This is a genomic window from Paraeggerthella sp. Marseille-Q4926 (assembly GCF_916618935.1).
Classification (GTDB): domain Bacteria; phylum Actinomycetota; class Coriobacteriia; order Coriobacteriales; family Eggerthellaceae; genus Paraeggerthella; species Paraeggerthella hominis.
Genome location: NZ_CAKAKF010000002.1, coordinates 306336 through 329243, shown reverse-complemented (window position 1 = coordinate 329243; position 22908 = coordinate 306336). Strand labels below are relative to the sequence as shown.

Sequence of the window (22908 nt, the reverse complement as noted above, 5' to 3'; positions counted from 1 at the left end):
AGCAGCTTCGCGCAAGGCGTTTTTCATCATGCCTGGTCAAAAGCTTGCCGCCTGCTATTATCCTGGTTCGAGGACCAGCAAAACTCGTCCGTTTTGACAAAGGAGCCGCATCGTTTCCGATGCGGCTCCTCATGTTCGAACGTTTCGCCTTGGTTTCGACGCTACGCCGTCTTCTTGGCGTCGGGCACCTCGAAGGCGTCCACGTGCTTTTTGGCCGCCGGCGGAGCATACGAAGGCTCCATCGTCAGGCAGTCCTTCGGGCACTCGCGCACGCAGCTGCCGCACTGCACGCAGCGGAAGCGGTCGATGGTCCACGTGCGGCCGGGCTTGTCCACCGTGATGGCGCCGCATGGGCAGCGCTTCTGGCAGATGCCGCACAGAATGCAGTTCGCCACGTCGTTGGCCACATGCCCCTTGAGTCCCGGCGGCGGCGTTTTGGTCTGAACCGGGTACTGGATGGTCTCGGGCTGCTTGAACAGCCCCCCGAGGGTCATCTTTCCAAGCTTGAAGCTTCCCATGGTCCCTCCTACCTTTCCGTGCAGCTGATGCAGGGGTCGATGGTCAGCACGATCATGTTCACGTCCGCCAGGTCGCAGCCCGCGAGCGCCGTGGTCATGCCGGCCAGGTTCTGAGACGTTGGCGTACGCATGCGCATGCGCTCCAGGTTCTTCGAGCCGTTGCCGCGCGCATAGTAGTAGCATTCTCCGCGCGGCTGCTCCACCACGTTGGCCGCTTGTGACCCGGCCGCCGGGGCGCCCTTCACGTCGACGGCGATCTCGCCCGCAGGAATCTTGGCGATCATCTCCTCGATGATGTCGATGGACTGCAGCACTTCGAGCGCGCGCACCTTGACGCGCGCGTAGCAATCGCCCTGGCCGTCCAGAATAGGCTGGAAATCGGACAGGTACCTGTACCCGCCGCCGCCGAGCATGCGAGCGTCGTAGTTGACGTTGGATGCTCGGGCGAAAGGGCCCACCATGCTCTGTGCAAGGGCGTCCTCTTGGCTGATGTAGCCCACGCCCACGGTGCGGTTCTTCACCGACGTGTCTTTGAGGAACGCGTTGCACAGCTGCGCGTAGTCGTCCTTGATGCCCTCGAGCACGCGACGCATCTCGGCGAACTGGGCGTCGTCGATGTCGCGGACCACGCCGCCCACCTTGACGACCGAGAAGATGACGCGGCCGCCGGTGGTCTTCTCGAACACGTCGAGCACGCGCTCGCGCAAGCGCCAGCAGTGCATGAACAGGCTCTCGAAGCCGAATGCGTCGGCGGCAAGGCCCATCCACAGCACGTGCGAGTGGATTCGGCTCAGCTCGTGCCAGATAACGCGCAGGTACTCGGCGCGCGTGGGAATCTCGACGCCCATGAGCTTCTCGACGGTTTCGGCGTAGCCCATGGAGTGCCCGAAGGCGCAGATGCCGCAGATGCGCTCGGCCACGTAGATGAACTGGTTGTAGTCGCGCGTTTCGACGAGCTTCTCAAGACCGCGGTGGATGAAGCCGATCTGAGGGATCGCCTCGATAACGGTCTCGTCCTCCACCACCAAATCGAGGTGCAGCGGCTCGGGCAGCACCGGGTGCTGCGGTCCGAACGGGATGACGGTCGCCTTTCCCATGCTACTCACCTTCCTTTCCCGCTGCCTCGGCGTCGGCTTTCGCCTTCTCGCGCGCAGCCTTGGCCTCGAGCGCCGCCTTGACCTTAGCGGCCTTTTCGGGATCGAGGTCCTTCAACTTGTCTTCGGCTGCAGCCTGCTTGGCTGCAGCTTCCTTCTTGGCCTTGGCCTCCATGGCGGCGCGCACCTTCGCGGCTTTTTCGGGATCCATCCCGGCCAGCTTGGCCTCCATGGCCGCCGCATCGTCGGCAGCAGGCTTGTCCTCCGCCGCCTTCTCCTTGGCGGCTTTCGCGGCCGCGATCTTCGCAGCCTTCTCGCGCGCGGCTTTCTGCTCGGGCGAAATAATGGTCATGGGCTCCTTCTGCGAAACGGCGTAGAAGTTGCCGCCGAAATCGATGGCGATGCCCTTGATGTCCACGCCGAACAGGTCGTGCGTCTCGTTCTCGAACACGAACGCGGCCAGGAACTGGTCGGTGATGCTGGGAACGACCGTGCCCTTCTGGACGCCCTTGATCTCGTAGTTGACCAGCAGGCTGTCCTTCATGAAGGAGTAGATGAGGTCGATGCCGTCATCGGTGTTCACTGCCAGCAGCTGCACGAAGCGCCAGCCTTCGGCCTTCTTCTCGGCCGCGAGGGCGGGCAGGCCCTCGACGGTCAACGGGATGAACTCGGTTGCAAGCGTCATGTCACGCCCCCTTCTTCTGCGCCTGGAGCGCCTTGGACTTCTCTTCCAGGATACCCAGGCCCTGCACCACGGCGTCGATGATGGCTTCGGGGCGCACAGCGCAGCCCGGTGCGTACACGTCAACCGGAATGGCCTGGTCAACGCCGCCGATCACGTTGTAGCAGTCATGGAAGATTCCCGCAGAGCACGCGCAGATGCCGCAGGCGATGACCACCTTCGGCTCGATCATCTGGTCGTAGATCTCTTGCACTACCTTGATGTTCTGCTCGTTCACGCTGCCGGTGACAAGGAAGATGTCGGCGTGCTTGGGATTGCCGGTGTTGATGATGCCGAAGCGCTCGACATCGTAGCCCGGGCAGAGCGCGGCCAGCACTTCGATGTCGCAGCCGTTGCAGCTGGAGCCGTCGTAGTGAATGACCCAGGGTGATTTGGTTGCATACGTCATAGCTGCAGCTCCTTTACAGGTACGCCAGGACCGCGATGTTCACGCCGCCCGCCACGAAGGCCACGATCCAAGCCGACTTGAGCATGAACTGCCACTTCACACGGGCGAAGTTGTTGTCGATCCAGATCTCCAGGAAGTACACGAGCAGGGCCACGACCACCGCGAGCAGGATGGACAGCGGGTTGCTCCAGACGAAGAACAGGCCGGTCCAACCCAGGAACAGGATGTTCTCGCACCAGTGCATGACCTCGACCTTGGCAAGCGTCTTGCCGCTCATCTCGGTGGTGATGCCCTTGACGATCTCCTGGTGGGCATGGTGGGAGTACGACAGGTCGAACGGAGACTTGCGCAACTTGATGGTCAGCACGAACAGGAAGCCCAGGAACACAAGCCATATATTCGTGATGACGGGCGCGTCGAGCAGCAGGGCGCCGGCCGAGCTGAACGTGCCGATGGGACCGATCAGGCTGGTGGACATGAAGAACGCCACGGCCATGAACAGGATCATGGGCTCGTACGCCATGACCTGCAGCATCTCGCGACCCGCGCCGATTTCGGCATAGGGGCTGCGCGTGGAGTACGCGGCCACGATGAAGAACAGGGCCGACAGCGTTATCACGAACACGCTCATCAGCAGGTTGCCGCCGGAGAAGAAGATGCCGCCGGCAATGAGCGTGAACACGAGAGCGCAGGTCACGTACGTGCCCTCGGTGGAGTTGACGGACACGTTGTCCTTCTCGATGAGCTTGCGCACGTCGTAGTACGGCTGAAGCAGCGGAGGGCCTACGCGTCCCTGCATGCGCGCCGAGATCTTACGGTCGAGGCCCGCGAGCAGACAGCCCAGGATGGGAGCCAGAATGGCGAAGGCAAGGGTGCCGATGAGAACGAAAAGCAAAGACATGTCGAATCACACCCTTTCCTAGAACAGTCCCGGAACGGCCACGGCCGAAGCCGCGAACGCCACGATGATGACGACGGTGCACAGCGCGGTGCCAACCGGAGAGAGACGCTTCTCGCCGAAGTAGTCCTCCATGTACCAGTTGCGCGCGGTTGCCGTGGATTCGCCCGACAGCGAGTTGCGGAACGTGCGCGCCTCGTTGTCGCGGCTCACGCCGGCAAGGTAGATGTCGGCCTTCTTGGCTTTGCTGCGACCCAGGCCCGCGAACAGCACCACGACCACGAGCGCCGACAGGATGGAGCCGATCCACAGGTTCGTGGTGGAAATGTCCTGGCCTATGGTCCCGAACACGCTGTAGACGTACGGATCGATGACGGCCCAAGAGATCACGGGCAGGCCCACGCAGCACAGGATGACGAGCACGGCCATCACCATGATGGAAACCCACTCGCTCTTATGCACGCTGACCTCGACGTTCTCAGGCTGCGCGGCAATGCCGGAAAGCTTGCCCAGCCATTTCGCCCAGAACATGAACGTGGCGGCCGAGCCGAACGCCAAGATGATGATGAGCGCCACCTGGCCGGTTTCGGCGAACGACACGAGCGTTGCCCATTTGGCGATGAGCATGCCAAACGGAGCGATGAACATGACCATGATGCCCAGCATCATGAAGCGCGCCAAGCGGGGCATGCGCTCGAACAGAAGGTCCATGTCCTCGATGTCGCGGCTGCCGATGTGGTGCTCGGCGGTGCCGACGCACAGGAACAGCAGCGATTTTGCAATAGCATGGAACAGCACCAGAAACGATGCGGCCCACACGGCCTCGGGGGTGCCGACGCCGGCGCACGCTACGATCAGGCCCAGGTTGGCGATGGTCGAATACGCCAGCACGCGCTTGGCGTTGCTCTGCGAAATGGCCATGCACGAGCAGAACAGGAACGTGAAGCCGCCCACGAGGATGACCATGACCGCCGGAACGGGGCATGCCATCATGATGGGAGCCAGCTTGATGAGCATGAACACGCCGGCCTTCACCATGGTGGACGAGTGCAGCAGCGCCGAGGTGGGCGTAGGCGCCACCATAGCGCCCAGAAGCCAGGTGTGGAACGGCATTTGAGCGGCCTTGGTAAGGCCTGCGAACGCAAGCGCGGTCACCGGCAGGGCCACCATCGCAGGGTTCTGGATGCCGATCTGCAAGAACTCCAAAAACGACAGCGTCTGGAACTGGATCGCCATGACGAACAGCGCCACCAAGAAGGCGATGCCACCCAGAAGGTTCATGATGATCTGGCGAAACGCGTTCTTGATAGCCTCTTCGGTACGGGTGAACCCAATGAGCAAGAACGAGCACACCGTGGTGATCTCCCAGCCCGTGAACACCCACATCATGTTGTTCGAGAACACGATCAGGAACATGGCGGACAAGAAGGCGAACATGAGCGCGAAGAACATCGGTCGGCGGTCCTTGGCGCCTTCAGGCTCATGCGCCTGGAAGTCTTCCATGTACCCGAGCGCGTACACGCAGATGCCGGAGCCCACCACGCCGATGATGAACGCCATGAGCAACGACAGCGAGTCGAGGTACAAACCTTCGGCCACCAAGATGTCATGGGCGAACCCGAACTCGAACACGAGCGACCCGACCACCTGCACACCGGCCAGGACGCATGCCCACACGTTCTTGTACTTGATGCCGAAGTACAAGATGACGACTGCGATAAGCACGCTGATCGCCATGCACGCGTAATCCGCCACGGGCGAGTAGAATTCGTACGTTATCCACGGAGCTCCTAGGTAGGCCACCACCAGCCACACGGACACCAGTCCGATGACCAGGGCCGAGGCTCCCACAATCACGTTTCTCGCTCGATTGTTGCGCACGACCAACAGGACGCCTGCAACAACCAGCGGGAAAAGGATTAAAAACCCGAGCATAGCCACGTAACTTCCCCCTTCACCTTTACCGATTGCTTGCGAACAATAAAAGCGACCCGTGTCGCTTGCCTAGCACTCTATCAAAGAAAAGCAGGGAGGTCGTATCTAGGGCCGCGTCGGGGGCGTTTGCTCGGTAAAAGGGCGTTTTGGGAAAACGGCGACAGCGCAAGCGGCAACACGTCTTAGGCGAACGGTTTCAGGGAGCCGCACAGGGCGCCCGCCCCCTGAAAACCCCCTATCCTTCCAGCGTGCGCAGCCTCTTCATCTCGAAGAACAGGAACAGCGACACCAGCAACGTCGAGGTGATGTCCGACAAAGACGGCGCGAACCAAACGCTTTCGAGCGGGGTGATCGGCAGCACGGACGGAAGGAATACCGGGCAGAACACCAGCAGCGGTATCAAGAACAGTATCTGGCGCGTCAACGTGAGCACGGTGGCCTTCACGGCTTGCCCCGTTGCATCGAAGTAGTTCGACCCAATAGCCTGAACAGGCAAGATGGGAACGAACACCAGGTACAGCACAAGCGCCCACGCGGTTTCGGACAGGTAGGCTTCCGGCAGGCCGAACAGATGGGCGTACATGTTCGGCGCAACGATGACGGTCAGCCACAGCGGCACGGTGATGACCACGCCCATGAGAATGGCCTGCCCCAGCACGCGCTTCATGCGCTTGAACTTGCGCGCGCCGTAGTTGTACCCGATGATGGGCTGCGCGCCCATGGCAATGCCCATAGCCGGCATGAACGTGAACAGCCCCACGGCGGAAAGCACGCGCATGATGGCCAGCGCACCGTCCACGCCCAGAGGGTCGGAAGCGCCGTAGAACACGAGCAGGTTGTTCTCGACGGCCGACGACACGGCGAAGCCCAGCTGCATGACGGAGGGGGCCACGCCGAGCGCGCAAATGCGCAGGGCGAGCCGAGGCCGAAGCTTGAGGGACGGCACGGTCATAGGCATGGGCGAGCTCTTCTTCAAGAAGAACTGCATGACGAACAGGGCCGACAGAGCCCACGAGCACACGGTGGCAAGGCCCGCGCCGCGCATGCCTCCATCCAAGACAACAATGAACAGGTAACCGAAAACCACGTTCGCGCCGGTGCCCACCAGCATAGATCCAAGCGCACGGTTCGGATGCCCGGCAGTGCGGATGAAGTTGTTCATGCCGAACGCGATGAACTGAAGGGGGCAGCCCGCCACGATAACGACCATGAAGTCCATCGCCAGAGGCAAAACGGCGTCATCGGCGCCGGAGTAGCGCAAGACCGGCTCGAGCGCGAACGGCGCCACGATCCAGAGCACCGCAGCCGCGATCAGCAGGAGCACGAAACTGTTCCCCAGCACCTGTCGGGCGACGTCTTTTCGGCCCTCCCCCAGCCTGATGGCGGCAAGCGCGTTGCCGCCGACGCCCACCAACATGGAAGCCGCCACCATGGCGGTCATCATCGGGGTTGCCACCGTGGTGGCGGCAAGGCCGTCCGCGCCCACGGCATGGCCCACGTACACCGCGTCGATGACGTTGTAGAGCATCTGCACGATGACGCCCACCACGGCAGGCACGGAAAACTCCAGGAGCAGCTTGAACGTGCTCTCGGTGCCCATGCGATCGATCTTGCGATCTGCCGATCCGGCGCTTTCGCAGAGCGAGGGCGCCTCCGCGCCCGATTCATGTACGGTCTTGCTCATAGGTGCTCGTCGCTTTCGATAAAACGACCACGTATACACCCGGACGATCTGGGCGTATACGTGGTCGATGAACGTTCCGGGTTGTCCCGGCTAACGGGATCTCGGCTGCGGAGCTTCCTCGAAAGGGCTCGACGCATCGAGTCTCGGGTCATCCCGAGCAGGCATCAGTATACGGGAACGAACTTTGTCCGACAACCCGGCCGAGCGCAGGAAAACGGCCCGGCGAAACGCTGCCGGGCCGTGACGAATATCGGGCGCGCGTACCGTTGTCCGACAGTTGCGAAGCGCCCGCGGATGTGCGTTGGATCACGCGCTGTACATGAGGACCTGCGCAACCAGCAGGATGCCGCCGAACACGAGCACGAACACCACCATGGGCCACACGAACTTCAGCCACTTCGAGTACTTCATGTCCAGCATGGTAAGCGTTGCCAGCACCAAGCCCGTTGGCGCAAGGTAGAGCATGGCGTACTGGCCCCACTGGTAGGCGCACACGACCACCGAGCGAGGGATGCCCACGGTGTCGGCCAGCGGCGCCATGATGGGCATGGACAGAACCGCAAGACCAGACGACGAGGGAACCACGAAGCCCAGGAAGAAGAACACGAGCATCATGACGATGATGAACACGGGCCCCTGCATGCCCTGCACCAAGCCCGAAGACCAGTGCAGAAGGGTGTCGGAGATGAGCCCCTGCTCCATGATGAGGTTGATTCCGCGAGCCAGGCCGATGATCAGCGACACGCCCACCAAGCTGGACGCTCCGTTGATGAAGGCGTCAACCACCTGCTTCTCGGCTATGCCGGAAAGGAACATGATAATGATGGCGATCGCCAAGAACGATGCCGCCATCTGGGGGAACCACCAGCCTTGGCTGACGACGCCCCACACCATGATGGGAAACGCCATCACGAACAGCACCAGGATGGTCTTCTTGCGAAGCGTGAACCCGCTTTCCTTGGCCTCTTCGGTCTCGCCCGCTTCCACGTTGTAAAGCTGCGCGAACTTCTCACGATCTTCGTACGTGTAGGAGAACGTGGGGTCGGCTTTGATCTTGCGGCTGTACCAATACAGGTAGCCGATGACCACGAGCGCGCCCACGATGCAGCCCGCCACGCGCCATTCGATGCCCTGCGTGAAGTTGATGCCCGCCGCGTTCGATGCGATAACGACCGAGAACGGGTTGATGGTCGAGAACGTCGTTCCCATCGACCCGGCCAAGAAGATGGCGCCCACGCAGATGATGGAGTCGTAGCCGAGCGCCAGGAATATGGGCACGAGGATCGGGTAGAAGGCGACAGCCTCCTCCTCCAAACCGCAGGTGGTGCCGCCGAGCACCATGAGAACGCTCACCAAGAACACGAGCAGAAACTCGCGTCCCTTCGTCTTCTTGGTGAGAGCCATGAGACCCGATTCGAAAGCACCGCTGGCGTTGACCACGCCGATAAGGCCGCCGAGCACCAGGATGAACACCATGATGTCCGCCGCTTCGATGGTTCCCGACACCATGCTCACCGTGATGTCGGCGATGCCCTTAGGCTGCTGTTCGAGCTGTTCGTAAGTGCCCGGAACGGAAATGGGCTTGGATAGCGCGCCCGACGTGAATTGCTCGATGTCGATGTTCACGCCGATCTTGTCAAGCTCCTCTTGCGTGGCAGCCACTTCCGTAACCTGCTTCTGAGGACTGGTGATCTGCAGCACGTTGTCATCCGCGTTGTACGCGAGCTTCGCGTACTGGCCCGCGGGCACGAACCACGTTGCAGCTACCGCAACAATAGTGAGCGCGAACAGGATGGTGAACGCGGTGGGAAAGCTGAGCTTGCGGCTCTTCTTCGGCTTTCCCTCGCGCTGCCCGACGGATCGGGCGGGTGCAGTCGCTTCCGTCGACATGGGGACCCCTTTCGTAGGCGTTGGACCTTGCTGCGGCACATGATGTACCGTCGGCGCTCATCCGAACAGGTATAACGCGGGGATATAGGCGGGTATAATTCGGTAATACACCCAAAGGACGATGCTCGATCAGGGCTGATGCAGCGGGAGTTTGCGCGCGCAGCGTTGCGGCATAGCCTATACTGTTGCCATTCTGCTCGACCGAGGTGGCCGACGATGGAGAACGCTTTATGGACATGGGTCTCGTGCTTTTCTACTACACGCTGTTCGTGCTGCTTGCCGTGATTCTGACGGCGGCGGCGTGTCTTGCCTCGTATTTGGTTTCGCGGACGAAAGCGCTGCTGTACGCGTTCTTCGGCTTCCTGTTCTACTTCTTCGACGTCGCCTTGGTCTTTCAGGACGACTTCATGATGCGCCGCGCCGCCGACGTGCTGTCCACGCCGTTTTTCATCGGCAGCCCCGCCGCGTCCATCGTCATCGGAGGCGGAGCGTTGATGGCTTTTTGGCTGGTGGTGTGCGAGTACATCGAGGAGCGCCGGCTGTTCGCGCAATGGATTCCGGGAGCCGCTTTCGTGCTGGGAAGCATCGCGGTGCTGCTGTTGGTCGAAGAAGGGAACGTCCAGGAGTTCCTCTTCTACAGCATGCGCGAGCTGATGATGTACTGGATGCTGGCCTACGTTGCCGTGATGTACGTGGGCGCGCAGGACGAGGTGCTGCGCCTTCGCATGCGCCGATTCCGCAAGCTCTACCTTGCGCTGTGGATCCTGGTGACGCTCGTGCTGCTGGAAAACGTCACCTTCCTGCTGGTCATCGGACCGAGCATGGTGGCCGACGGGCTGTTCCCCTTCCTGCCGCAACGCAACTTCGCAGAAAACCTGCTGGTTCTTTGCTGTGCGTTCGTGGCATGCCGCGGATCATGGAAGAACCTTTCGCTGCGCCATGCCGACCCGCCCACGCAAGGCGGAGACTCGCTTCAAGCGTTCATCGAGCACAACCTGGGCGCGTACAGCGCCGCGCGCAACCTGTCCAAACGCGAGGAAGAGGTTTTGCGGCTGGTGCTCTTGGGAAAAGACAACCAGAACATCGCCACCGCCATGAGCCTGGCGCCCGGTACCGTGAAGGTGCACATGCACCATATTCTGCGCAAGACGGGCAAAGCGAACCGCAAAGAGCTCATGCAGGATTTCTGGGAGTTCTCTTAAACCCTTCGGGAGCGCGGAATCCTCGGCGCGTCTTCTCGAAATCTTTCGCGCGGGTGTCAGGATTCGCGCATCTCGTTCGTATTGTCGGTGAAGCAGCGTTGCCGCCCGGCGACGATCGGGCCCCACACGACAGGAAGCGAACCGGATCATGGACAAAAGACGGCCGGCGCAAGCCGAAGCCGAACGGCTGGTGGACGCGTACGCGGACCTTATCCTGAGGTTGAGCTACACGTACCTGAAATCCACGCACGACGCCGAAGACATCTGCCAAAACGTGCTGTTCAAGCTCATGAGCCGCACGGATCCCTTCGAAAGCGCCGAGCACGAGAGGTCCTGGGTGATTCGCGCCGCGGCGAACGCCTGCAAAGACGTGCTGCGCAGCGGGTTTCGGCGAACGTCGGCGCCGCTTGACGAGATGGCGGACCCGCCCGCGCCCGAACCGCCCGAAAGCAACGTGCTCGACCAGGTCATGCGGCTGCCGCAGAACTACCGCGAAGCCATCTACCTGCATTACTACGAGGGATACTCCCTGAAAGAGATAGCCGAGATGACCGGACGCAGCGAGTCGGCCGTAGCGGCGCACGCAAGCCGCGGCCGCGCGAAGCTGCGCGCCATGTTGAAGGAGGAATCCGATGAACGATGAACTTCGACGCGCACTGGACGACCTGCGATTCTCCGACGACGAGAAAGCGCGCTTGGCACGCAACCTCGCGGCCGCCTGCGAAGAACCCGAGCGCTCGGGGAAGCGCGCCTTCGCAGCCTCGGCGCAACCCGGTGGAAAGCGGACCCGCCGGACGATCGTCGCCGTAGCGGCTGCCGCGTGCTTGACGGCTGCGATCTGCGGCGGCGCGTACGCGTCCGGCGCGCTTTCGAGCATGGAAGACGTGTTCGACGACGTGTTCGGGGGGCCTCCTGCGCAAACCGAGGTGATCGACAAGATAGGGCGTCCGCTTGGCGTAAGCGCCACGACGAACGGCATTACCATCACGGCCGAGGCGATCGTAGGGGATGCGCGCAGCTACGCGCTGGTGTTTCGCGTCGAGAAGGACGACGGCACGGCGTTCGAAGGCATCGAGCCTCTCGAAAACGGTCTGCTGCCGCTCTGGTTCGAAAACGGCTCCATGCTGCATGTACCGGGCTTTACAGGAAGCGGAGGCAGCTCCAGCTTCCACGATCCCGATCCCGCCGACAACGCCCTTCGATTCGTGCAGCGAATGACCGTGAACACCTCCGACGGCACCATCGCGGGCAAGACGGCGCACGTCGAGCTGAGCGATCTCTGCACGCTCGGTCCGGAAGGCGACAGGCGAATGGTGGCCGAAGGGACGTGGAAGATGAAGTTCGCCATCGACTACGAGGACACATCCGTCGCCCTGCCCGCCGGGCAGACGCTCGACGTCGACGGCATGGACGCCACCGTCGAGGCGATCTCCCTTTCTCCCCTTTCGCTTGCCGTGGACTACACGGTGCAAGGGGCGATCGGGCAAGACGAGGGCGCTTTCGAGCAGGATCCCGCAATGCGGCCCGAGGAACTGGATCGGTTCCGCGACGTGAGGATGACGGTGCGCCTGAAGGACGGAACGTCGATCGACGCGTCCAACGCCGCAAGCAGCATGCGCGAGCAGGGCTCGGCCACGGCATGCAGCAAGACGTTCATGTTCGATGCCTTCCTCAACCTTGACGAGGTGGCGTCGGTCACGATCGGGAATGCGGAGGTTGCCTTTCCGTAGGGCGGCAAGCCCCGCGCATGCGGCCCGCCCGCTCTGCGAGGCGGGCCGTGCTTTTGCTATGACTTCTTTCCCGTGATCAGGTTGATCGCCGCCAAAAGAACGATGGACCCAATCAGCGCGACGACGAACGACCACACGTTGAGGCCGGTGAACCCCGCTTGCCCGAGGAAGTCCATGAGGAACCCGCCGACGAGCGCGCCCACCACTCCGGTAACGATGTTCTTGAGAAAGCCTCCGTCGGTTTTCATGATGAGGCTTGCAATCCAACCCGCCAGTCCGCCGATGACTATCCACACGATGATGCTCATGATCGCTCCTTTCCATCGACTGCACCATAAGCATAGGAAAGGCAGGGGGCGACCGCCCGTCAAGCAGTTAAAGGTAACCCCGTCGTTATGGAATCGTTGCCGCTGCGACGCGGCGATCGGAATCGGCGCGGCCTAGTCCTCCCCGTACACCGTCAACCCGTTTCGACCCTTCTCCTTCGTGCGGTACAAAGCCTGGTCGGCGTGCTTGTACAGCGTATCGAAGTCCGAGCCGTCGCGAGGGGCGAACGCGATGCCGATGCTCGCCGACATGTGCCACGTCTTACCGTTGCTGACATGGTCGCGATCCAGCTCGCGCGAAAGCTCCTCGGCCTTCCTCCTGGCCCACGCCTCGTCGGGCACGGAGGCGAACGCCACGAACTCGTCGCCGCCGATACGGCCGATGACGTCGTCTTTCCTGAACGCCGAGCGGATGGAGCCGGTGAAGGACTTGATGACCGTGTCGCCGAAGGCGTGGCCGAACCGGTCGTTCGCCTGCTTGAACACGTCGATATCGAAGATGAAGAACGCGAACAGGCCCGCACGATCCTCTTCGAGCGCCTGCCCTATGACGCGCTCCGTCGCAGACTTGGTGTACAGCCCCGTCATCTCGTCCGTCATCGCAAGGCGGCGCATGTGGCCCTCGCGCAGCTTCTCGGCGTTGACGTTCTGACGATACACCAGCATGTGCACCGCGCCGTCTTCGTCGTTTTTCACGATGCGCCCCGTGATGCGCAGCCAGTAGTACTCCCCGCCGCTCGATATCATGCACTCGTAGCGCAGCTCCTCGCGCCCGGCCTCGTACGCTTCGAGCACCTTGTCAGGAGAGAACGTGTTCAGGTAGCCGTCGCGGAATTCCTCTTTGATCTGCTTCTCCGCAATGATGGCCAGCCCTTCGCTGAACGAAGCGCCTCGAGGCGCGCCCAGGCTTTCGAAATAATCTTCGGCCGCTTCGTTCGCGGGGCGGTCGTTCGTCACGTCCAGCTCGTAGATGTCTTCGAACAGGTGCTGCGTGGCTTTCTCGAACGCGGTTCGGCGCTCTCGCTCGATAGACTGCGTCAGATTCACGATCTTGCGGTTGAAGTTGCGGATGACCGACGTGATGACGAACAAGATGACGCCCACGATGAGGACGATCACGGCAAGCGTCTCAGCAAGCTGCAAGCGCAGATCCGTCAAAAGCTCGCTCGTGTCCCTTTCGACAACCAAATGCCAGCCGGCATCGGGCAAGAAGCGCGCGACCACGTAGTCGGATTCCACCGGGATGACGCCCGAGCTCTCACCCGCCCAGAACCCGAGAGATTCGGTTGCGGAATCCCAGCTCGTCAGCTCCGCCTTCTGCTCCTCCGTGAACGGATGCACGTCGAAGTAGTTCAGGTTCTCCCCGACGTCGTGGTTCGCGGACACTTCCACCGTGCCCGCGGCGTCTACAAGGTAGGCGTCCACGCCGAAGTCGTCGTGGTACTGCCTGAAAAGCGATTGCAGATGCTCGATGCGCACGCCCACGCCAACGACGCCGAGCGCGTTGCCTTGCGCATCGCGGATCACGCAGTTCGCGAACAGGGCGACTTCGCCGTTCGCTGCGTCGTCGTTATCCACGTTCGCCGCGTAGGCTTCGCCGCTTTTCAACAGGTCGTAATACCAATCGTTGGCAGGATCTTCAGGATTCATCGTGCGATCCGACCCGGTATAGCTGTAGTAACGCCCGGTATCCGCCGACACTAGGAACACGGATTCGTAGCCGTACAGCTCGTGGTACTCCCCCAGGTAGGTTCGGATCGTCTCATCGTAGCTAGGATCGTCCTCGCGGTCGCGCTCTTCGGAGAGCAGAAGTTTGAGCAGGCTGTCGTTCGCCATGGTGAGCGACACGTTGAGCGGCTTCGAAAACGTGGTGTTGAGCTGGTGGTACATGCTGCCCGACGCAAGGCGGGACACTTGCTCGATGTTTTGAAGGGAGGCTCCGTAGTTGGCCTGGTAGCTCAGCGCAGACGTGACGACGAATCCCCCGACGATGATCAAGCATACCAAGACGTTGGTCCGCATGAGAATCCCTCGCCTCACCTGGCTCCCCCTTCGATACGCGAAACAGCTGACGCTTGGCCCGTCGTTGGACCGATGCGCTTCCCTAGCCGGCATCCGCATATCCGCGGTGCGGTTCCCATGGTAAACCAACGCTGCCAAAGAAACCGCGCGGAGTCGACGGTTTTTCGCGCGCTGCGCACCCTGTCGCGTATTTTACGGGCGCGAATCGCATCGATCCCGCTAATCAAGCTAGCTCCGCGACGCGCGGGCGCGCGCCATTCCACGCGCAGGCAAAGCGAGCGCTAGGGAACAACTCGCTTGTGCTTGGCCAGCAGCTCGACGGGAATATGGCAGTAATCGTCCGGGCATCGATCGAGCCTGTCCTGATGCTCGTCGGCGCTTCTGACGTACCTCGACAACGGCTCCACCTCGACGACTATCCTCGCTGCATCGTCGCGCGCTTCGATGAAGGCCCTTGCTTCATCAAGATGGCGAGGATCCTCGCTGTACACGCCGGTACGGTACTTCTTGCCGACGTCGATCCCCTGCTTGTTCAAGCTGTACGGATCGATGATCTCGAAGAAGTACCCCATAAGCCGAGGAACGGATACGACGCGCTCGTCGAAGACGGCCCTGACGCATTCCGCGTACCCGTCGTAGGGGCCGTCGAGCGTGTCGGTGCTGCCGTTTGCGCGGCCCGCTTCCGTTTCGACGACGCCCGGCAAGGTCTTCATATATGCCTGAACGCCCCACAGACAGCCTCCGGCGAAATACATGGTTTGCATGACGGGTGCGCCTCCTTCTTGAACTCCGCGCCTATCATAACCGTAGAGCGACCGCCCTGCCCTGCGAACCGGAAAAACCAGAGGAGGCCGAGCGCAAGCGCGCCGTGCAGCAGCGAAGCTCTACGGGCCCTTCACGGGTCCGGGGATGCAGACCCTCCTCCCACCGACGCTCTCGATGCTCGCCTCGATGCCGTAAAGGGCGCGCATGCTCGCTGAGGTGACCACCTCGTGGGCGGGCCCCGCATGGCTTACGACGCCGCCGTCCATGATGGCAGTCGAACCCCCCAGGCTGAGCGCGTGATCCGGAAAGTGCGTGGTCATGATCACGCCCATGCCCTGCGCGCGCAGCTGCTCCACCAGCTTGAGGAAGCGGTGCTGGTTGCCGAAGTCGAGGTGCGCCGTCGGCTCGTCGAGCACGAGCGCCTCGGGTTCCTGGGCCAAGGCCGACGCGATCATCACGAGCTGGCGCTCGCCTCCCGAGATCCGCGTGTACGGCTCGGCGCTCAGATGCGCGATGCCGAGGAAGTCCAGCTTCTCGAGCGCCGCGGCCTCGTCCGCCGCGCCCGGCGAGGAGAACCTCCCGATGGCGGACGTGCGCCCCATGGCCACCACGTCGACGACCGGGTACTCGAAGGTCGGGGCGTGCGCCTGCGGGATGTAGGCCATGCGCCGCGCGAGGTCGCGCGGCGCATACGACCCCACGGGCCTGCCGTCGATGCGCACCGTGCCGCCCGCGGGCTCGAGCGCACCGACGACGCACTGCAGAAGCGTGCTCTTCCCCGCGCCGTTCGAGCCGAGGATGCACAGCACGTCGGGCGACTCGTACGTCAGGGACAAGCCGTCGATGACCGGCCGACCCCTGCCGTAGGAGAACCTCAGGTTGTCGATGTCTATGCGCACTACCATGCGACCTTTCTGCGGTAGATGAAGTACAGGAACATGGGCGCGCCGATGATGCCCGTGATCACGCCGATGGGAATCTCGAACGCGGAAACCGTGCGGCACAGGTCGTCGATCGCGATGAGGTAGCACATGCCCAGCGACGCAGAGGCCGGCAGGAGCCGTCGGAAATCGGGCCCCACCAGCATGCGAGCCAGATGCGGCACCACGATGCCCACCCAGCCGATGATGCCCGACAGGCTCACCGTGAGCGCGGTCACCACCGAGCACGACGCGATGATGATGCCGCGGTCGCGCGCCACGTCGATCCCGAACGAGCGCGCCTCCGCGTCGCCCATGCTCAGCACGTTCGCCCTCCAGCGGAACAGGAACAGCACGCCCATGAACGCAAGGTACGGCGGCAGCACGCCCGAAAGGGCGTCGTAGCCCACGCCCGACAGCGATCCCATGAGCCAGTAGACGATCTGCGGCAGCTTCTCGGTGGGGTCGGCCACGAATTTGAGCAGCGACACGAGCGACGAGAACAGGGAGCCGACGAGCATGCCCGACAGGATAAGCGTCACCGTGGACGCGCGGCCCCGCGCCACGATGGCGAAGGCCAGCGCCACGGCCGCCAAGCCGAACGCAATGGCCCCGACCTGCGTGCCGAAGCCCGACAGCCCCGCCACGATGGCCAGCGCCGCGCCGAAGCCCGCGCCGTTCGAGACGCCGAGAGTATCAGGCGCTGCCAGCGGGTTCTTGAACAGCCCTTGGAACATGGCGCCCGTGACCGACAGGCCGGCGCCCACCACGGCAGCCGCCAGCACGCGGGGCACGCGAACCTCCCACACGAGGTTCGCCGCCATCGCATCCGCGCCGAGATCCCGCCCGACGATGCGCGCGAGCAGGATCCGGCACACTTCGATCGGGTCGACGGCGTAGGCGCCCAGCGCAAGCGACCCCGTCGCGAAAACGAGCGGCAGCGCAACGAGCGCCGCTGCCGTCACCGCGTCGAGGCCGCCGCCGGCCTTTGCTTTCGCAGCGCGCACGCTTACACGGTGCCCGCGAACTCGACGCCGTAGAAGTCACGGTAGAACCGCTCGGCGTACTCGCGCACCGTGTCGGCGCTCACCTTCTCCGGATAGAACCGGTTGGCCAGCCACAGCTCGCCCAAGGCGATGGAATCGGTATCGGGATTTCCCCACGGCTTCGTCCAGTACGGCGCCAGCAGCACCTTGCCGTTCTTCACCGCAGAGAGCTCCCGGTACCTCGGATCGGTGGTGACGGCGTCGTAGACGTCCATGTAGCGGTCCTGGACGATGATGACTTCGGGGTCCCACGAAGCCAGCATCTCGAACGTGTAGGGCTTGTAGCCCTGGATGGCCTCGGCGGCCACGTTCTTCGCGCCGGCGCGCAGAAGCTGGCAGCCCACGTACTTGTCGTTGCCGTAGGTCTTCTCCTTCTCGTTGGCGACGAATACGCGGACGCGGTCGGCATCGTCCATCTTGCCTATGGCGCGGTCGACGATGGCCCGACTCTCCAGGCACATCCTCCAGATGTCGGAGGCCTTCTGCTCGGCGCCGGTCAGACGGCCCAGCGTGGAAATGGCCCACTGGCAGCCCTCCGTGTAGGCGGCGTCGGCGTCGGCGAGGCGAGGGTTCTGGGCCTCGGCCTGCTTGCCCTCTCCTCGCAGCGAAACCACGACCACGGGAATGCCCAGGTCGGTCACCTGCTTCATCGCGTCGGGGTTGGCCTGCGACGCAGCGATCACCACGTCAGGCTTGAGGGCAGCGATGGCCTCGACGCTCCAGTCCGTCAAGTCGCCCGGGGCGGGCAGATCGTCGATGCCGGGGAACACGTCGCGCATGTAGGAGCCGAGGTCGCCTTCCCAGTTCTTCTCGACGCCCACCACTTTGCCCTGCTGGCCCAGCTGGGCGAGCATGTCGAGGGAGTGATGCTGCATGACCACCATGCGCTGCACGGGCACGCCGACGGTCACCGTGTTGCCAGCTTGGTCCTCGAAGGTCCAATCTTGCTGCGACGGAGCCTCGGCGGCCTTGGCGCCGACGTCGCCGGAGGCGTCGCCCTGCGATGCGCCCGAGCAGCCGGCGAAGCCGAAGGCCGCCGCGCTTCCGATGCCTACGAGCACGCCCTTCAGGAACGTGCGACGAGAGAGCATTTCCATGGTTTTCCTACTTTCGTTTGGAGGTTGCCTGCACTTTTATGCGTTCAGCCGGCTTTCGCCGGTCGAGAGGCCTTGCGTCACTTGCGCGCGCTCACGACGAACAGCGCGGCGCGCTCGCTCGCGCTCGCCTGCGCCGAGAAGCGGTCGCCGCTGTCGATGCCGAGCAAGCGCTCCGCGTCCCGGATGCACCGCACCTCCTGCGCGCCCAAGCCGAGCAGCACGCCCGCGTCCCAGGCCGGCCGCTGCGCGCGCGTGACCGGCAGATCGGCGGCGATGGCGTTGCGCTCGCGCAGCTGCGCGGCGCTCTGCGTGGGATGCACGGGCTCCTCCCCCGCCTCGGCGGCCGCGTTGAAGGCCCGCCCGTAGTTCGCGTCGAGGTTCACGAGCACGCCGCCCGACCCGAGCGCGCGGAAGATACCCGCGTAGGCGGCGGCCGCATCGGGCAGCACCCACAGCACGTTGCGCGAGACAGCGAAGTCGAAGGAGCCCTCGTCGAAGGAGAGATGCTGAACGTCGGCATGAACGAGCTCGATGCCTGAAGCGCCTGCGCGCGCGACGTTGCGGGCCGCCTCGGCCAGCATATCCTCGGAGAAATCGACGGCCGTCACATCGCATCCCAGCTCGGCCAGGATGAGGGACATGAAGCCCGAGCCGCAGCCCGCGTCGAGCGCGCGCAGGGGGCGCTCCTCGACGCGCGGCATGAGATCGCGCAGAAGAGCGCGGAGAGCATCGCGAAGGGCCTCGTGGCGGGACGCCGCATGCAGCGCCGAGTACTCCTCCGCCCGTTGCGACCAGTATGCGCGCGAACGTTCGAGGAGCGCGGCGTTCGGCAGGATATCGTCCATATCGCCTCTTTCGATTTTGTCTAATTATTCTTTAACTGATATATTCTTAATTGAGAATATCACAACTCGAGCAGCGCGATCGGCAAAAAAGTCAGGGAAAGCGAACTCCCGCGACGGGCTGCAAAGACAGGCAGGGCGCGTCCCGTCGAGGCTCTTTCGCTCGAGCTCGGACCCGGTTTCGGGCTGAAGGGGCTCCCCTCGCCGCGAACGGGCTGCGAAGACGGGCCCTTCATTCCTTCACGATGGAGAATTCATGGATCCGCCCAGCGTGAACCGAGCTTCGACTACCTTGGAACTACTTTAATTAGATAAGACTAACTTATATCGCCTAGCGACGGGCGCCGCCCTTTCCGCAGGTTGCGGGAATCCAAAAACCGTGCACCATCGCTTGCCGGTCGCCTCGGCGCGCGCAAAGGAAACGGCCGTCCGCACGGCTCGCGTGCGCCTTCATCCGGGAAAGAGGGGGTCTCCATGAAACTGACCGAGAACCAGCTGCCGGGCTTCATGGCCGGTCTGCGGGAGCTGTTCGACGTAGCCAGGCTTGTCGACGCATCGGCAGCCGAGGCCTGGGACGTGTCAGAGGACGGCAGGCTCGTCGCGTGCGAGGGACGATGCCACGCGATCTGGGGAAAGAGCAGGCGTTGCCGTGATTGCACGTCCGCAAGGGCGCTCTCGTCCAAAGGGCAGGCGTCCAAGTTCGAGATCGCGGACAACGAGGCATTCTTCGTCGTGTCCACGTACGTCGAGGTCGACGGCTCGCCCTACGTGCTCGAGACCGTGAGGAAAGTGGGCGAAGACGCCCTGTTCGGCGCCAACGGCAAAAGCCGCTTCCTCGAGATGGTCGAAACCTACAGCAAAAGGCTTTGGCTCGACCAGCTTACCGGAGCATGCAACAGGAGGTACTTCGACGAGCAGATCAAGAGCCTCGAGGGCTTCGACGCAGCGGCGTTCGTCGACGTCGACGACTTCAAGTCGGTCAACGACTCGTTCGGCCATGCAGCGGGCGACTACGCCCTGAAGGAGATCGCATCCGCTCTGGCCTCGTCCGTCAGGCCCTCCGACCCGCTCGTCCGCCTCGGAGGAGACGAGTTCGTCATAGCGTTTCGAGGAATGCCCCCGGCGGCGTTGGCCGGCAGGCTCGAGGAGGCGCGCCGCAAGGTCGCGGCGCTGAGGTTCCCCGAGACCCCGGACCTTCGGGTGTCGGTCAGCATCGGCGGCGCCTGCGGAGCCGGCGGGATCGAGCAGCTTGTAGCGCGCGCCGACGAGGCCCTTTACCGCGCCAAGGAAGGCAAGGACCGCGTGGTCCTCGCCCCCGCCGACCCGCAGCCCTGACGGGCCGAGAGCGGGCGGGGCGGAACCAGGCCGAAAGAGAGAGGCGCACACCCAAGCATCGTAGAAGCCGGCCTTTTCGGCATGCGCCAACGTTCGGGAATGCCGAAAGAAACGTCATCGGCCGGGCGCGAGGCGCGCGGGGGGCTTGGCCGCCGCGACCCGCGCGTACATCCAGAAGCCCAGGAGGTCGGACAGGAGACATCCCGCGACCACAGCCCAGCACACGCCCGCGAATCCAAGCGAGGGCGCGACGGTTGAAAACGACCACGTAAACCTTACCAACCGCGACAACCCCACCCGCAGTCTACGCGCCGACAAGCTTAATAGCCATCTGGAAGCAAGGAGCATCCTCGAGCGCTATGGACAAAACATGCTGGAACTGCGCAGCCTTGAAGAGCTTCACCGGTTTGCGGGAATCCTCAGTGGCGAGCTGCAACAAGGAAACGATATGCATGCAGAAATACATGCATGCGACAAGCGCTGCCGCGAGAGCTCAACGACTACAAGAAATCGGCATGCAAGTGCGGCAGTATGAGCCGCAAAGACTTCCCAAGTCTCGAAATGTCCAAGGCAAAAATCCTAGTGGAGCGTATGCGTTATCAGCAAACCGGCCGTGATTTCAATGCTTCAACAAAAGCGGACATGAACAGACGACGTGCCGGCACCTACGCAAATGGCAGCCGCAGCAAAAGCCAACCGTTCCGCGCATTCGTCCGGTAGCTATCATAGCCACCAACAGCACACCCATGCTCAATCGCGGTCGCACGGCATGTCGCGCCAGGAAAAAAGCCCTATGGTTAAAGAAAAATCGCCCGAAAGCATGATTACGCAAAGCAGTTAGGTGCAGGCATTGTTTGAAGCAACGAAATCCGGCAAAGGCATACCTGTAGAACTACGTTGCGCCGAGGTGGTACTTGAGCAGACGCGCAACACCGAACTAATCAAATGACTTGCAAACAGCAGTGGTCTATCTCACTAGCGATAAGGCTTGAAACTAGAAGAAACGCACCTACAAATTCGATAATTCTTCCGGAGTCAATTTACGCGTCTTTACTGGACCTGACATTTTCCTGCAGCGCTGCTCAAATCTTTTGGCTTTGTTTTGCTGACGTTTACGTCCCGCAGGCGTGACTTCAATAGAATTCATCTGCGTACCATTGGTGCCCTTGAGACCCACAGCCACACATCGCCTTTCGTTTAATTTATTCGTTAAAGCTAATTCGATATTCTTCAGTACCTAAATCATGTTTAGGTTATTTTAACTTATACACACATATCCAAATAACTATTCAGTTGATATTTTGAACATATTTCTCCGGTAAATGATTATTTAGCTGCGTGATGTAAACCTGAGAGACGTCGATTTCGCCAGACATGAGCTTAGGGAGTAATGCGTCTCTCAGTTCCAAAAGCCTAGCGTTTTCCCTGTTGTTGGTGCTTATTTTATTAAGTATCGATGCAAGTATCTCGAGACCTCGTTCGTCACATTTGCTCGCTACAGGGTACTGCATCATCTGTTTCTTATCGCCACGAGGCATCTTGGTGCCCTTGGCTCCGGTCATGACATGCTCGAAGTAACCATCGCTGCGAAGTACCGAGTATAAGTATGGAGCAAGCTTGGGGTTATTTGCCCGGAAGACGATGACGTCACCTGAACAAGTTCCTATGCAATCTGCATACCAAACCTTTTTGAAATAGGGCCTAATGTTGGAAACAAGCGTGTCTCCTGGCTGGTAAACCGTGACTTTTCCCGTTGATGGAAGAGCTGAAGCAATCTGTCGACCGCCTTTTTCTGGCAGCAATGATTCCGTTGAAACGTAGCTTTCGATTGTCGATTCTTCGCATGCCACCCTTGCGGTTACTTGCGTAGAAATATCTGTCAGTGTTGTTGTGCCTTTGATATTCATAGCTCCCGCGACGACCTCACACATCTCAGCTAAATAATCATTTAGAAGAGTATTTGCTGTGATTTTGTTTTGAATTGAATCAAGAACACCGACGATACCGTATAGCACCTGTTCGTCTTTAGGGTAAGAAATCGGAAAAGCTCTCAAAGCTTTTAGGCTAAGGTATTGCTGAGTACTTCCAGCTAGAGATCGAAATATATAATCTTTCGCAAAACTCGATTCGAGGTAGTAATAGAGGTATTTGCTTTTGATTTCGTCTGAAATCTTGAATAAACCTACGTTCTTTATGGCGAAATTGGGTTCTATATCAACACGGTATATGTTGCCAACTGTACCAATCATGCTGAAAAGAATATCATTTCGATTGACTTTGCTTCGTTTGTTGATTGCCTGATAGTCTGATTCGCTAATTGTATTTGCACGAGTCAAATCCAAGACACCATTGCTGATGTGTTTTGATGTTACAAGTTTGAAGCCTTTATCGCATGGCTTTGGTGAATCGTGAGTACCATCCCGAACAGAATCGCAGAACTCAGAAGCGCGCACAGTTTCCCAATTCTTATTCAT

Annotated in this window: 22 protein-coding genes; 5 read left to right on the top strand and 17 right to left on the bottom strand. The window is 61.5% G+C overall.

All coding sequences use genetic code 11. The annotated features are described in order from the left end of the window. Nucleotides 1-161 precede the first annotated feature (161 nt). From LG373_RS04690 to LG373_RS04655, 8 genes are all read right to left on the bottom strand, one after another. On the bottom strand, nucleotides 162-518 hold the full coding sequence (locus LG373_RS04690) for a 4Fe-4S binding protein (RefSeq protein ID WP_225749149.1): 357 nt from the start codon (nucleotides 516-518) through the stop codon (nucleotides 162-164). A gap of 8 nt (nucleotides 519-526) precedes the next feature. Continuing rightward, nucleotides 527-1615: a nickel-dependent hydrogenase large subunit gene (locus LG373_RS04685; protein ID WP_225749148.1), complete on the bottom strand. Its 1089-nt coding sequence runs from the start codon at nucleotides 1613-1615 to the stop codon at nucleotides 527-529. 1 nt (nucleotide 1616) lies between these two features. Beyond that, nucleotides 1617-2297 carry an NADH-quinone oxidoreductase subunit C gene (locus tag LG373_RS04680; protein WP_225749147.1) on the bottom strand — a complete coding sequence of 227 codons (681 nt, stop codon included), beginning with the start codon at nucleotides 2295-2297 and terminating at the stop codon, nucleotides 1617-1619. A gap of 1 nt (nucleotide 2298) precedes the next feature. Continuing rightward, the gene (locus tag LG373_RS04675; protein ID WP_114566071.1) at nucleotides 2299-2742 is read right to left on the bottom strand and encodes an NADH-quinone oxidoreductase subunit B family protein; all 444 of its coding nucleotides are present in this window, start codon (nucleotides 2740-2742) and stop codon (nucleotides 2299-2301) included. A 13-nt stretch (nucleotides 2743-2755) separates the two neighbouring features. Continuing rightward, entirely contained in the window at nucleotides 2756-3643 is an 888-nt protein-coding gene (locus LG373_RS04670) for an NADH-quinone oxidoreductase subunit H (protein WP_114566070.1), read from the bottom strand. An 18-nt stretch (nucleotides 3644-3661) separates the two neighbouring features. After that, the gene (locus tag LG373_RS04665; protein ID WP_225749209.1) at nucleotides 3662-5575 is read right to left on the bottom strand and encodes an NADH-quinone oxidoreductase subunit L; all 1914 of its coding nucleotides are present in this window, start codon (nucleotides 5573-5575) and stop codon (nucleotides 3662-3664) included. A 235-nt stretch (nucleotides 5576-5810) separates the two neighbouring features. Continuing rightward, entirely contained in the window at nucleotides 5811-7259 is a 1449-nt protein-coding gene (locus LG373_RS04660) for an MATE family efflux transporter (protein WP_225749146.1), read from the bottom strand. 306 nt (nucleotides 7260-7565) lie between these two features. Further along, nucleotides 7566-9149: a YfcC family protein gene (locus tag LG373_RS04655; protein ID WP_225749145.1), complete on the bottom strand. Its 1584-nt coding sequence runs from the start codon at nucleotides 9147-9149 to the stop codon at nucleotides 7566-7568. A 230-nt stretch (nucleotides 9150-9379) separates the two neighbouring features. Here LG373_RS04655 and LG373_RS04650 point away from each other — a divergent pair, with 230 nt between their 5' ends. The 3 genes from LG373_RS04650 to LG373_RS04640 all read left to right on the top strand — a co-directional run bounded on the left by LG373_RS04650 (nucleotide 9380) and on the right by LG373_RS04640 (nucleotide 12081). Continuing rightward, the gene (locus LG373_RS04650; RefSeq protein WP_114566066.1) at nucleotides 9380-10351 is read left to right on the top strand and encodes a helix-turn-helix transcriptional regulator; all 972 of its coding nucleotides are present in this window, start codon (nucleotides 9380-9382) and stop codon (nucleotides 10349-10351) included. Between the two features lie 148 nt (nucleotides 10352-10499). Further along, on the top strand, nucleotides 10500-10994 hold the full coding sequence (locus tag LG373_RS04645; protein ID WP_114566065.1) for an RNA polymerase sigma factor: 495 nt from the start codon (nucleotides 10500-10502) through the stop codon (nucleotides 10992-10994). Next, the gene (locus LG373_RS04640) at nucleotides 10984-12081 is read left to right on the top strand and encodes a DUF4179 domain-containing protein (protein ID WP_225749144.1); all 1098 of its coding nucleotides are present in this window, start codon (nucleotides 10984-10986) and stop codon (nucleotides 12079-12081) included. Before LG373_RS04645 ends, LG373_RS04640 begins: the two co-directional genes overlap by 11 nt. Nucleotides 12082-12137: 56 nt before the next feature. Here the strand turns inward: LG373_RS04640 and LG373_RS04635 are convergent, their stop codons facing one another. The 7 genes from LG373_RS04635 to LG373_RS04605 form a co-directional block, all read right to left on the bottom strand. Then, nucleotides 12138-12389, bottom strand: a complete 252-nt coding sequence (locus tag LG373_RS04635) for a GlsB/YeaQ/YmgE family stress response membrane protein (protein ID WP_114566063.1) — start codon at nucleotides 12387-12389, stop codon at nucleotides 12138-12140. A 132-nt stretch (nucleotides 12390-12521) separates the two neighbouring features. Further along, nucleotides 12522-14429, bottom strand: a complete 1908-nt coding sequence (locus tag LG373_RS04630) for a sensor domain-containing diguanylate cyclase (protein WP_225749143.1) — start codon at nucleotides 14427-14429, stop codon at nucleotides 12522-12524. A 281-nt stretch (nucleotides 14430-14710) separates the two neighbouring features. After that, complete coding sequence (locus LG373_RS04625) at nucleotides 14711-15193, bottom strand: peptide-methionine (S)-S-oxide reductase (RefSeq protein ID WP_216528485.1); 483 nt, start codon at nucleotides 15191-15193, stop codon at nucleotides 14711-14713. A gap of 120 nt (nucleotides 15194-15313) precedes the next feature. After that, nucleotides 15314-16099 (bottom strand): ABC transporter ATP-binding protein, encoded by a 786-nt coding sequence (locus LG373_RS04620; protein ID WP_225749142.1) that lies wholly within the window; start codon nucleotides 16097-16099, stop codon nucleotides 15314-15316. Further along, complete coding sequence (locus LG373_RS04615) at nucleotides 16093-17121, bottom strand: iron ABC transporter permease (protein WP_225749141.1); 1029 nt, start codon at nucleotides 17119-17121, stop codon at nucleotides 16093-16095. Before LG373_RS04615 ends, LG373_RS04620 begins: the two co-directional genes overlap by 7 nt. A 2-nt stretch (nucleotides 17122-17123) precedes the next feature. Continuing rightward, nucleotides 17124-18257 carry an ABC transporter substrate-binding protein gene (locus LG373_RS04610; protein WP_225749140.1) on the bottom strand — a complete coding sequence of 378 codons (1134 nt, stop codon included), beginning with the start codon at nucleotides 18255-18257 and terminating at the stop codon, nucleotides 17124-17126. Nucleotides 18258-18334: 77 nt separating this feature from the next. Then, complete coding sequence (locus tag LG373_RS04605; protein WP_225749139.1) at nucleotides 18335-19102, bottom strand: class I SAM-dependent methyltransferase; 768 nt, start codon at nucleotides 19100-19102, stop codon at nucleotides 18335-18337. Between the two features lie 471 nt (nucleotides 19103-19573). Between LG373_RS04605 and LG373_RS04600 the strand changes: the two genes are divergently transcribed. Together LG373_RS04600 and LG373_RS04595 are read left to right on the top strand one after the other, a co-directional pair. Further along, nucleotides 19574-20434, top strand: coding sequence for a GGDEF domain-containing protein (locus tag LG373_RS04600; protein WP_225749138.1), 861 nt, complete (start codon nucleotides 19574-19576; stop codon nucleotides 20432-20434). A 468-nt stretch (nucleotides 20435-20902) separates the two neighbouring features. Continuing rightward, nucleotides 20903-21154 (top strand): hypothetical protein, encoded by a 252-nt coding sequence (locus LG373_RS04595; RefSeq protein WP_225749137.1) that lies wholly within the window; start codon nucleotides 20903-20905, stop codon nucleotides 21152-21154. Between the two features lie 289 nt (nucleotides 21155-21443). On the opposite strand, the gene LG373_RS04590 is transcribed toward LG373_RS04595, so the two are convergent. Beyond that, nucleotides 21444-21617 carry a hypothetical protein gene (locus tag LG373_RS04590; protein ID WP_225749136.1) on the bottom strand — a complete coding sequence of 58 codons (174 nt, stop codon included), beginning with the start codon at nucleotides 21615-21617 and terminating at the stop codon, nucleotides 21444-21446. A 106-nt stretch (nucleotides 21618-21723) separates the two neighbouring features. Further along, a complete protein-coding gene (locus LG373_RS04585; RefSeq protein ID WP_225749135.1) occupies nucleotides 21724-22908 on the bottom strand; it encodes a restriction endonuclease subunit S in 1185 nt (394 codons plus the stop codon).